This window comes from Ramlibacter sp. (genome assembly GCF_050250995.1).
GTDB lineage: Bacteria > Pseudomonadota > Gammaproteobacteria > Burkholderiales > Burkholderiaceae_C > Ramlibacter.
On the sequence record NZ_JBFWNP010000002.1, the window covers coordinates 120582 to 132254 of the forward strand.

The window sequence follows — 11673 nt, forward strand, 5'->3', positions numbered from 1 at the left end:
TCATAGCATCACGACGGCGGTCGGTCGTGGGAAGGGCGCGATACGGCCTCCTGCGCCCCCAGCCCCGCGCCGCACAGCTGGCAGAACCGCGCCTCCGGCCCGTACCCGCTCGCGCCGCACGACGGACACGATCGCGCGATCGGCCCCGGCCGCAGCGCGTGCCGCCGCACCGTCATCTCCGCCGTCACGATCCCCGTCGGCACGGCCAGCGTGCCCCAGCCGATGAGCATCATCACGGAGGCAATGAAGCGACCGAGGTCGGTCTTGGGCGTGATGTCGCCGAAGCCGACGGTGGTGATCGTGGTGATCGACCAGTACACCGCCGTGGGAATGTCGCTGAAGCCGTGCTGGGGTCCCTCCACCACGTAGAGCAGCGTGCCCAGCACCAGGGCGACCATGAGCACGGCGGCAAGGAACACGAGGATCTTGCGCCGGCTCGCCACCAGCGCCTCCCACATCACCTGGTATTCGCTCACGTAGTTCGTGAGCTTGAAGATGCGGAAGATGCGCAACAGGCGCAGGATGCGCACGTCGATCAGCGCATGCAGTTCCGGGACGAACAGCGCAAGCCAGGTGGGTAGCACCGAGAGCAGGTCGACCACGCCGAAGAAGCTGCGCGCATAGCGCCACGGGCGCTCGACGCACACCAGCCGCGCGATGTACTCCGCCGTGAACAGCAGCGTGAAGAACCACTCGACCGTGTCGAACGCGATGCGAAAGCGCAGGCTCCAGTGCTGCACGCTGTCGGCGATCACCACCGCCACGCTCAGCAGGATGGCGACGATGACGATCTTGTCGAAGAGGCGGCCGGCCGGCGTGTCCGACTCGACGACGACCTTGAAGAGGCGAAGCCGCCAGCCGCCCGGCGGGCGGCCCAGTTCATGCTCGATGCCGGGCACCATCGGAATTCGCACCTCCTCGCCGCGCCACCGCGGCCCGGTGCGCAGCATAACCGCCGCCGCCTCGCGGCCCCGCGCTCAGAGCGGCGCCGCCTGCTGCTCCCGCTCCGGCTCCAGTTCGCGGTTCTTCGCGGCTTCGAGCACCTGGTTCACCGCATCGCCGAGCGCGGCGATGTCGAAGGGCTTGCGAAGGATGACGGGCTTGCCGGCCAGCCGTTCCACGGCGGCCATGTCGGCATAGCCGGTCGCGAGGATGACGGGGATTTCACCCAGTATCTCGCGCGCCTTCGAAATCACTTCGGCGCCCGTCATGTCGGGCATCGCGTAGTCGACGACCAGCAGGTCGGGCTTGACCGCTTCGAGCGCAGCCAGGCCTTCGGTTCCGTTCGCGGCTTCCGTCACGCGGTAGCCGATGAGGCTCAGGCACTCCACGATCACGCGGCGTACGTCGGCGTCGTCTTCCACCACGAGGATGTGGCAATTGCGGCTGCGCTCGGGCACGGCCGGCGCCTTCACCTCGATGCCCGGCGTGGTCGGCTCGTCGTCGGCTTCCGGGAACAGCATTTCGACCGTCGTGCCCTTGCCCTCCTCGCTGCGCACGAACGCCATGCCGCCCGACTGCCGCGCGAAACCGTACACCTGGCTCAGGCCGAGCCCCGTGCCCTTGCCGAGCGGCTTCGTCGTGAAGAAGGGGTCGAACACCTTGGCCAGCACGTTCGCGGGGATGCCCGTGCCGCCGTCGCTCACGGTGATGAAGACGTAATCGCCCTCCTTCAGGTCCCCCACCGCCTCGCGCGTGGTCGTGCCGGTGCTGATCTTCAGCTTGCCGCCCTCGGGCATCGCGTCGCGCGAGTTCACGGCGAGGTTGAGCACGGCCATCTCCAGCTGGCTCGGGTCGAGCACCACGGCGGCCGGCTGCTCGCACAGGTCGAACTCGACCTCGACGCCGGAGCCCACGGAGATCTCGAGCAGGTCCTTCATGCCCATGAGCAGCTTGTTCACGTGCGTGAGCTTGGGCATGAGCGACTGGCTGCGCGCGAACGAGAGCAGCTGGTTGGTCAGGCGCGAGCCGCGCTTGGCCGCGCTCTTGGCGCGGTCCACGACCGGCTTGACCTTCTCCTCCTTGGCGTACATCGACACCAGCTCGAGGTTCATGTTGACCACGTGCAGGAGGTTGTTGAAGTCGTGCGCGATGCCGCCCGTGAGCCGGCCGATGGCCTCCATCTTCTGCACCTGCGTGAGCGCGGCCTGCGCGCGCTCGCGCTCCGCGATCTCCTTCATCAGCCGGTCGTTCGCGCTCGCGAGCTCCTTCGTGCGCGTGAGGATGCGGCTTTCGAGTCCGGCGTTCAGCCGCTCCAGCTCCCCGCGCGTGCGGCCCAGCTCCTCGAGATGTTCGCGCGCCGCGTACTGGCGTCGCCGCGCACGCACCGCGGATTCGGCGGCGCTCGCGAGCGTCTCGGCATTCAGCGGCCGCTCGAGCAGGATCAGGTTGCCCAGGCTGTGCAGCGTCTCGAAGTCCTTCGGGCCGCGACGGCCCAGGCGCTGCGTGGCGAGCACGATGAAGGGAAAGTCGGACCAGGGCGGCTGTTGCTGCAGCCAGTCGACCAGGCGCTCGTTGTGCAGCAGCTCGGGCAGCGCCTCCTCGGTCAGGATCGCGCCGGCCGAGCCGGCGTCCAGGCAGTCGAGCAGTTCGGTGGGGGACGCGCAGATGTGCGGCAGCAGTTCCTGCTCGCGCAGCACCGTCTCCACCACGCTCGCATCGCGGCCGCGCGGTGCGTGGATCAACAGGCGCAATTCGGTCTGGTTACGCGGCATGGTCGTCGCCCAGCAAAGCCATCCGGCCGCGGTAGACGGTGGCGCCGGTCAGCACCCCCTCGAAGTCGATGAGCTCCTCGCCGAGCTCGAGGCCTTGCGCGCCGAGCTGGAACTCGCGAATGGTCGACTCATGCGGATTGGTGCGGCTCTTCACCATCGACACGGCCTTCAGCAGCTTGCCCCGGCCCTCGAAGAAGCGGAACAGGAGCACGCCGTCCGACAGGTAGCTCATGTCGACATCCGAGCGAACCTCGCCCAGCAGCCCGTGCTGCCCGAGGATGAGGATGGTGACGATGTTGCGGTGGTTGAGGTAGGTCAGCAGCTCGTGCATCTGGAGCATGAGATGCTTGCTGCCCGGCATGGCCTGGAGGTAGGCATTGAGGCTGTCGAGCACGATGGCGTGTGCTTCGAACTCCTCGACGGCGTGCCGCACCATGTACGCGAATTCGCCCGGCGACATTTCGGCGGGGTCGAGCGGAATCAGCTGCAGCTGGCCGGACTCGACGAAGGGTTCGATATCGAGGCCCAGCGCACGCGCACGCGTGAGCAGGGTCGCGACGCCTTCGTCGAACAGGTAGTAGGCCGCGCGCTCGCCGCGCATCAGCGCCGCGCGGATGCAGGCGATGGCCGTGGTCGTCTTGCCCGCGCCCGAAGGGCCCATGAAGAGCGTGTTGCTGCCGCGCGCGAGACCGCCGCCCAGCAGCTGGTCGAGCGCGGGAATCTCGGTCGTGGCCATGGAGAACTCGGTGGAGACGCGGTGCTCCGCGGCGATCAGGCGCGGGAAGACGCGAACCCCACCCGTCGCGAGCACGTAATCGTGCTCGCCGCCGCGGAACGGGATGCCGCGCATCTTCAACACGCGCAGGCGCCGCCGCTCCGGGCCGTACTGGTCGACCGACTGTTCCAGGTAGATGACGCCGTGCGCGATGCTGTGCAGCTGCTGTTCGGCTTCGCGGTTCGACCGGTCGTCCAGCAGCAGCACCGTGCAGTTGCGCTCGGCGAAGAAATTCTTCAGCGCCAGCACCTGGCGGCGGTAGCGCAGCGGGTTCTGCGCCAGCAGGCGCATCTCCGACAGGCTGTCGAAGACGACGCGCCGGGGCTGCAGGCGCTGCACGACCTCGATGATGCCGCGCACCGTTTCGCCGAGCTCGACTTCCGAGGGATGGAGGATCGACTGCTCCAGTTCGGCGCTGAGCCCGTCGTTGCTGATCAGCTCGAACAGTTCGATGGCATCGAGGCTCCAGCCATGCGAAGCGGCGACGGTGCGCAGCTCCGTGGCCGTCTCCGACAGCGTCACGTAGAGGCCGCGCTCGTCGTGGCGCGCGCCCTCCAGCAGGAACTGCAGGCCGAGCGTCGTCTTGCCCGCGCCGGGGTTGCCCTCGATCAGGTACAGGTGATTCACCGGCAGGCCGCCGCCGAGCACGTCGTCGAGCCCCGCGACGCCCGTGGACGCGCGCACTTGCGGCGGCGGCGTGAATTCGGATTTTCTTGTTTTCATTGAATGCACAAGTTGCGCACCTGCATGCACGGGACGCGCAGGCTCGTGAAAGCATCCTACGCTGTGGCTCGGCTGCGCGTTGTAGGCCGTATCCCACAGGTCCTGTCTTTCGCCATCCCAGGGGCCGGTAAGACTCAGGTCGCCGCCTCCCGCTCCTGCAGGGTGCGCCACATCACCTTGCCGCTGCCGCTCTTGGGCAGTGCGTCGGCGAATTCGACGATTCGCGGCGCCTTGTACACGGCCATGTGCTCGCGGCACCAGGCCAGGATGTCGGCTTCGCCCACCTGTCCCCGGTGCGACGGGCGCAGCACCACGATGGCCTTGACGGTCTCTCCCCGGTAGGCGTCCCGCGCGGCGATCACGCATGCTTCCTGGATCGCCGGGTGCCTGAACATCAGCGCCTCGACCTCCGCCGGCCACACCTTGAAGCCGGAGGCGTTGATCATGCGCTTGAGCCGGTCGGTGAGGAAGAAATAGCCGTCCTCGTCGACGCGGCCGAGGTCGCCGGAGCGGAAGTAGCGCTTGCCGTCGCGCATGAAGAACGCCGCCTCGGTCGCTTCCGGGCGCTTCCAATAGCCGTCGAACACCATCGGCCCGCTCATCACGATCTCGCCCTGCTCGCCGGGCGGCACGTCCGCGAGCGTCTCGGGATCGACCACGCGCGCATCGCAGCTGATGAAGGGCACCCCCAGGCACTGCTGCTTGGGCGCGTCGGGCGGGTTGCTGTGCGAGGGCGCGGCCGTCTCGGTGAGGCCGTAGCCCTCGACGTAGCGCAGGCCGTAGAGCTCGAACAGGCGCTGCGCCACCGCCTGCGGCATCGCCGCGCCGCCGCCGCCGATGTACTGAAGCGCGGTGAGGTCGAACCTGTCGAAGCCGGGGCTCGCCAGCAGGTCGATCACCATCGTCGGGATGTTCGTCCAGTTCGTCACGCGCCAGCGCGAAAGGAGCGTGCCCGCGAGCTCGCGGTCCCAGCGCGGCATGACGATCAGCGTCGAGCCGATGTAGATGCTCGCGTGCATCACGCTCACCATGCCGGTGATGTGGAACATCGGCACCACGAGCAGCGTGACGCTCTCGGCCGTGGCATGGGCCCAGGTGGCGCTCGCCACGGCGTTGTGGACGATGCTGCGGTGCGGATGCATGCAGCCCTTGGGCAGGCCCGTGGTGCCGCTCGTGTACGGCAGCACGGCGAGATCGGCGGGGCCGACGTCCAGCGGCGGCAGCGGCAGGTCGTGGCCGAGCGCGTCGTCCCACGCATGGACCGCGCCGTCCGCGAGCGCGGGCAGCGCGTGGCGCGGCAGGAGCCAGTCCCGCCAGGCATCGGGCAGCAGGGTCTGGGGCGAAGCGGGGTCGAACGCATCGGTGAAGTGCGTCACGACGAGGTGCGCGAGGCGTTCGCCCTCGGGCAGTTCCGCATCGGCCTTCGCGAGTTCGGGGGCGAGGTCGGAGGTCGTGATCGCGACGCGCGCATCGGGGTCGGCGATGTAGTGCTTCAGCTCCTCCGCACGGTTCATCGGGTTCACGGGGACCACGACGGCATTGGCCCGCAGGATCGCGAAGTGCGCAATCACGAGTTGCGGGCAGTTCTGCATGTCGAGCAGCACGCGGTCGCCCTTGGCCACGCCCAGCGCGTGCAGGCGCGCCGCGAGGCGTTCGGCCTGGCGGCGCAGCTCGCCATAGGTGAACACGCGGTCGAAGAACACGAGCGCGGGCTTGTCCGGGTAGCGGCGCGCGCTGGTCTCGAGGTTGTCCCAGAGCGAGGTGGCGAGCGGCCTCAGCGAACGCGGCATGCGCTTCGGCCAGAACTTGGGGATCGACATCCCGCAGAGGCTAGCGCGACGCGGGGCCGCGGGGCAGTCGGGGAAGTCCCGAGCGCGTCGCGAGCGCGACGCGCCCGGCCGCCGGGAGCGATCAGCGGCTGAAGAGCCGCGAGAAGACGTAGCCGGCGGCGAACGCGATGCCGACCGCGGCCAGCGGGTTGGCGCGCACCTGTTCGCGCGCCATGTCGCCGTACTCCTGGTGCATGCCCATGACCTTGTCGCTGCCCTGGCCGAGCTTCTCTTCCAGCATGTCCACGGCCTCGTGGACGCGCTGCGCCATGCGATGCACGGTGTTCTCGTTGCCGCCGCCATTGAGGCCGCTGCCGGACGTCTCGGCGCTGGTGGGGAAGGGAGTTGCGGTGTCGCTGTTCATGGGGCCGTCCTCTTTGGGAATGAGTGTGCAGGTTGGGTGGGAGAAAACCCCCTTAATGTAGGAAGCCCAGCGATAACGGGCTGTCGGAGAATGCCGCCCAGCCGTTGTAGGACGAATCCTCGGGTCGGCCGGGCGGCGCGCCGCCCTGCGCCCATAATCCTTCGATGCCCGACAGCAGTCTCCCCGCCACCGGATCCATCGTCGACGTCGCCGGCATCGAGGTCGGCCATTTCAGCGATGCCCGCCGGCCCACCGGCTGCACCGTCGTGATCGCGCGCGACGGCGCCGTCGGCGGCGTCGACGTGCGCGGCGCCGCGCCCGGCACGCGCGAGACCGACCTGCTCTCGCCCGTCAATTTCGTCGAGCGGGTGCATGCGGTGATGCTCGCCGGCGGCAGCGCCTGGGGACTCGCCGCATCGACCGGCGCGATGCAATGGCTGGGCGAGAACGGCATCGGACTCGACGTCGGACCCGCCCGCGTGCCCATCGTCCCTTCCGCCGTGCTCTTCGACCTGTACCTCGGGGGCGCGGACGTGTTTCCGGACGCGGCCGCCGGCTATGCGGCCTGCGCGGCGGCGTCGCGCGAGCGCCCGGCCGAGGGCAGCGTGGGCGCGGGCGCCGGCGCCATCGTCGGCAAGATCTTCGGACTCGACCGCGCGATGAAGGGCGGCATCGGCTCGGCCTCGGTTCGTGCCCACGGCGTCACCGTGGGCGCGCTGGTGGCTTGCAACGCGCTGGGCGATGTGATCGACCCCGAGACCGCGCGCATCGTCGCGGGCTCGCGCAGCGACGATGGAAGCACTCTGCGCGACACGCGCCGCGCCCTGTTGCGCGGCGATGCGCACAAGCGGCTCGTGGCGGGCACGAACACCACCATCGGCGTGATCGCGACCGACGCGGTGCTCACGAAGGCGGAGGCCTCCCGCCTCGCGACCGTGGGCCACGACGGCTTCGCGCGCGCCATCAATCCGGCGCACACGACCTTCGACGGGGACACGCTGTTCGCGCTGGGCACCGGCGCGTCGGGCCAGCGCGTGGACATGCTCACGCTCGCGACGATGGCGGCGGAAGCGGTGGCGCTGGCCATCGTGTCCGGCGTACGCGCCGCCGAGCGCCTGGAAGCGCACGGGCTGGTGCTGCCCGCGGCGCGCGAGTTCGCCTGAGCGCCCTCAGTTCAGGCCGACGGTCATCAGGCTCGGCGCGTTCGCGCGGGCGCGCACGGCGGCGAGCTGCGCCGACAGGTCGGCGGCCTCGGCGGCGCCGCGGCGCGCGTTGGCGATGTGGCGGCGCGTCTCGATGGGCAGCTTCGCGGTGTTGAGGCCGTTCCACACCGCGCGGCCCTTGGTCGAGAGGTTGTAGTAGATCGAGATGCCTTCGCGCAGCTTGGTGGCGCGAGCCTCCTCGCTCAGCTTGAGTTTGGCGATGCGCTTGGCGCTCCACTCGGCGGCTTCCTTCAGGTGCAGCGCAGCCACGTGGACGGCTTCCACCGGATCCTCGGGGTTGTGCAGGCCGAGCGCCTTCGCGGTCGCCGGCTCGAACTGCGCGATGCCGAGGTTGGGCGTGCCGTCCTTGCTGGCGCCCATGCGCGGAATCCACGAGGTCTCGGAATAGATGATTCCGTAGACGTCGCGATAGCTGAGCCCGACCTCCTTCAGGTCCGCCCTGCGCGCGGCCGCCTGCACGAGGAGGATTCGCGACGGATGGTCGGGGGTCTTCAGCATGTTGTCGCCCATGCGGATGTCGACCCAGCGCATCTTGTCGCGCAGCTTCGCGTAGTACGGATCCGGGTTGAGGCTCAGCACGGGACGCTCCGGCTCGGCGAATGCGATCACGGCTTCCTTCGCGGCGGAGCCTGCCTGCGCATCGATGCCCGCGACCTGGCCGGACTGCACGCGGTTCTCGAGCGCGACGGCGGGCGAAGTGATCGACACGGGCGCCCTCGAACCCGTCACGGCGGCGGCGGCGACGATGGCCAGCATCAAGCCGCCAACCATCTTGGTGTTGCGAGAAGTCTTGCGTTGCCCGTTGAAGCTCATCGTGGTCCCTGTCCTACAAGAAGTTCGGAAAGAACCTCAATGACACCCGGGACGCCGCAAAAGTTCTGAGCAAATCTTGCGTCTCGAAACAACGGCTGTGCTTCGCGTTGTGCCCATCCGTAGAAAAGCGAGCAACGGCGCGCGTCCTACAGGCGTGTAGGCGCAGTCCTGCGATATGTAAAAGTTTCGGCCCGCTGCGTCCGCTTGAAGCGACGTTACGCTGCTGCGTGAATATTCACGTAGCAGCGAAGCGCGGCCGTTAACCGGAAATTAATCTGAAACCGGCACAGCGGTGGCGGATCCGGTGCTTTGCGACACGCCCGAAGAGGCACCGGGGAAGCTCGGCAGGGAGGAATCCGTCGCCTGCCCCGAGGCCGGGGTGGGACGCGACGGCTCGATGGCGATTCGCGTTGGCGGCGAGCCCATCGTGGACGTGGAGTCGGTGGTTGCAACCGCCGGGGGATTCGAGCGAATCGTGATCGTGCGCGTGCCGCTGCCACCGACCGTTCCACCGGTCGCCATGTTGCTCGACGTGCTGCTCGACGTGGCGCTGCCCCTCAGGCTCGTGCCCGTCTCGTAGCTACCGCGGCCCGCATTGATCGAGCCGCCGCCGACGGCGCCGCCGCCCGCGCCCATCGGCGTCTGTGACATGCCTGCTCCGCTGGGCAGCGTCACCACTCGCGCCTGCGAGCTTTCGCGCGAACGCGCTTCGTAGGAAGTCGAGGGAAGACCGGTGGCAGGCGCCGGAATCGTGGCGATGGCCGGGGCCGGCGCGATGGGGGGTGCGCCCGCGGCGGGAGGCAGAGCGTTGGAGCGGCCGGTGGGCAGGCCCAGCGACAGGATGCTCAAGCCACCCCCCGAGGCGGACCCGGCGCTCTGCGTGCCCGAAACCGAACTCGAACCCGAACCCGACCCCAGCTCCGTGCCATACGTCTGCGGCATCGCGACGCTCGCGTCCGGCGCGCGCGGCGCGGGCTCGGACAAGGACGCGGACGGCATCTGGGGCAGCGGCACCTGCGGCGCGATCACGACCTCGGGGTTCTGTACGGCAGGCGCCGTGCTGCCGCTCGCGAAGATCCCGCCCAGCCAGTCGTTCACGCGGCCCAGCAGCGACGGGTCCTGCATGCCCTTGTTGCGCGGCGCGGCGAACTGCGAGTTGCCGTCGATGACCTTCGTGGCCAGCGACTTCTGGAACACCTCTCCCACGATGGGCAGCGCGCTGCGCGAGCCCTGCCCCCATTCGTGCTGCATCGTGACGCGCGCATCGTTGAAGCCGACCCACGCGCCGCCCACCAGCTGCGGATGCATCATCACGAACCAGCCGTCGGTGTCGTTCTGCGTCGTGCCCGTCTTGCCCGCCACGTCGGCCTTGAGGTTGTAGGTCGCGCGGATGCGCACCGCGGTGCCTTCGTCGATCACCGCGCGCATCACGTCGAGCAGCGTCTGCGCCGCGTCCTGCGACAGCGCGTTCTGCGGCGCCGCCGGGCCGAACTCCTCGAGCACGTTGCCCTCGCGGTCCTCCACGCGGGTGACGAGCGCGGGCTCCACGTAGCTGCCGTTGTTGGCGATGGTGCCGTAGGCCGCGACCATCTCCTTCAGGGTGACCGGACTCGTGCCGAGCGCGAGCGCGGGCACGACGTCGAGCTTGCTCTGGCGCACGCCCATCGCCTGCGCGAGCTGCGCCACGCGCTGCGGTCCCACGCGCTGCATGAGCTGCGCCGTGATCGTATTCTTCGACTTCGCGAGGCCCTCGCGCAGCGTCATCGGCTGGTTGGTGAAGCCGTCGACGTCGGTGGGCCGCCAGGTCGTGCGCTCGTCGATGCGGATTTCCACCGGCCCGTCCATCAGCTGCTCCATCGGGTTCATGCCCGCCTCGAAGGCCGCGCCGTACACGAAGGGCTTGAAGGTCGAGCCCGGCTGGCGGCGCGCCTGCTGCACGTGGTCGAACTGGTCCTTGTTGAAGTCGCGGCTGCCGACCCAGGCGCGCACGTAGCCGCTGCCCGGCTCCATGGCCATGAAGCCGGCCTGCAGCTGCGTCTTGTCTTCCCACATGTCCTGCATGAACTTCGCATCGCCCTGCAGTTGCTTGAGCGCCTCCGCTTCGGAGCGCCCGGCGGCGCGCAGTTCGCGGAACTGCGCCGTGTCGCGCACGAACGCATCGACGAGCGCCTTGTTGCCGCGCAGCGCGTTGCGGCGCGCATCGGCATTGCCCTGCAGCTTGTCCATGTGCTTCTTCACCGCCTCGTTGGCATAGGCCTGCACGCGCGAATCGATGGTCGTGCGCACCACCAGGCCGTCGGCGTAGATGTTGTAGCCCTTGCGGTCGGCCCAGTCGACGAGCCACTGGCGCAACTGGCGCGCCATGTGCGGCGCCGGTCCGGTCACCTCCGGCTGCCGCTCGAAATCCACGCCCAGCGGCCGGCCCTTGACCTGCTCGTACTGCGCCGAATCGAGCTTGCCGTACTTCACCATCTGCGCGAGCACGGTGTTTCGCCGCTCGATGGAGCGCTCCGGCGCGAGCACGGGGTTGTAGTAGCTCGTGCCCTTGAGCATGCCCACGAGCGTGGCCGCCTCGGTCACGTCGAGCTTGGCCGCCGGCTTGTCGAAGTAGGTGCGCGCGGCCATCTCGATGCCGAAGGCGTTGTACAGGAAGGGCACCGTGTTCAGGTACGTCTCGAGGATTTCCTCCTTCGTGTAGATCGCCTCGAGCTTGAAGGCCGTGATGGCCTCCTTCACCTTGCGCGTGATCGTCGGCGCGCGGCCCACCTCGTCGGGATAGAGGTTGCGCGCGAGCTGCTGCGAGATCGTGGAGCCGCCCTGCCGGTCGCCCGCGAGCGTGTTGACCAGCGCGCGGCTCGTGCGCACGAAGTCCAGGCCGTGGTGCTCGAAGAAACGGCGGTCCTCGGTGGCGATGAGGGCGTCGACCACGAGCGGCGAGATCTCCGTCATCTTCACCCAGTCCCGGTTCGCGCGCTTGTACATCGCGAGCTCCTTGCCGTCCGCCGACATGACGACCGTGGGGTACTCCTGCTTGGCCTTGCGGATGTCGCCGATGCTCGGGGTGAAAGGGATGAGGACCAGCACGTACACGACGACCGCGGCCGGCAACAGCCCGAGCGACAGCCAGGGATGGGCGCGCACGGCGCTCCAGGCTCGCCTACCCGTCCGGGCCGTGGCGTTACGGAACTTCTCGAGCGAGGTGTGGATCGTCATGGACGGCAATGGTCGCGGT

At 68.9% G+C, this 11673-nt stretch carries 8 protein-coding genes; 1 reads left to right on the plus strand and 7 read right to left on the minus strand.

Annotation, left to right across the window (positions count from 1 at the left end):
• Window positions 1–8 precede the first annotated feature (8 nt).
• The 5 genes from AB7E83_RS02455 to AB7E83_RS02475 form a co-directional block, all read right to left on the minus strand.
• Window positions 9–902, minus strand: coding sequence for an ion transporter (locus tag AB7E83_RS02455; RefSeq protein WP_428565054.1), 894 nt, complete (start codon window positions 900–902; stop codon window positions 9–11).
• Window positions 903–977: 75 nt separating this feature from the next.
• Window positions 978–2714 carry a response regulator gene (locus tag AB7E83_RS02460; protein ID WP_428565056.1) on the minus strand — a complete coding sequence of 579 codons (1737 nt, stop codon included), beginning with the start codon at window positions 2712–2714 and terminating at the stop codon, window positions 978–980.
• Complete coding sequence (locus AB7E83_RS02465) at window positions 2704–4212, minus strand: ATPase domain-containing protein (protein ID WP_428565058.1); 1509 nt, start codon at window positions 4210–4212, stop codon at window positions 2704–2706. Before AB7E83_RS02465 ends, AB7E83_RS02460 begins: the two co-directional genes overlap by 11 nt.
• A gap of 134 nt (window positions 4213–4346) precedes the next feature.
• Window positions 4347–6032 carry a long-chain fatty acid--CoA ligase gene (locus AB7E83_RS02470; RefSeq protein WP_428565060.1) on the minus strand — a complete coding sequence of 562 codons (1686 nt, stop codon included), beginning with the start codon at window positions 6030–6032 and terminating at the stop codon, window positions 4347–4349.
• Window positions 6033–6123: 91 nt separating this feature from the next.
• Window positions 6124–6405, minus strand: coding sequence for a hypothetical protein (locus AB7E83_RS02475; protein WP_428565062.1), 282 nt, complete (start codon window positions 6403–6405; stop codon window positions 6124–6126).
• 164 nt (window positions 6406–6569) lie between these two features.
• Between AB7E83_RS02475 and AB7E83_RS02480 the strand changes: the two genes are divergently transcribed.
• Window positions 6570–7568 carry a P1 family peptidase gene (locus AB7E83_RS02480; protein ID WP_428565064.1) on the plus strand — a complete coding sequence of 333 codons (999 nt, stop codon included), beginning with the start codon at window positions 6570–6572 and terminating at the stop codon, window positions 7566–7568.
• A 6-nt stretch (window positions 7569–7574) separates the two neighbouring features.
• Here AB7E83_RS02480 and AB7E83_RS02485 read toward each other — a convergent pair whose 3' ends face one another.
• Together AB7E83_RS02485 and AB7E83_RS02490 are read right to left on the minus strand one after the other, a co-directional pair.
• Window positions 7575–8441, minus strand: coding sequence for a hypothetical protein (locus AB7E83_RS02485; protein WP_428565066.1), 867 nt, complete (start codon window positions 8439–8441; stop codon window positions 7575–7577).
• 270 nt (window positions 8442–8711) lie between these two features.
• Window positions 8712–11654: a penicillin-binding protein 1A gene (locus tag AB7E83_RS02490; protein WP_428565068.1), complete on the minus strand. Its 2943-nt coding sequence runs from the start codon at window positions 11652–11654 to the stop codon at window positions 8712–8714.
• Between the last annotated feature and the right edge of the window lie 19 nt (window positions 11655–11673).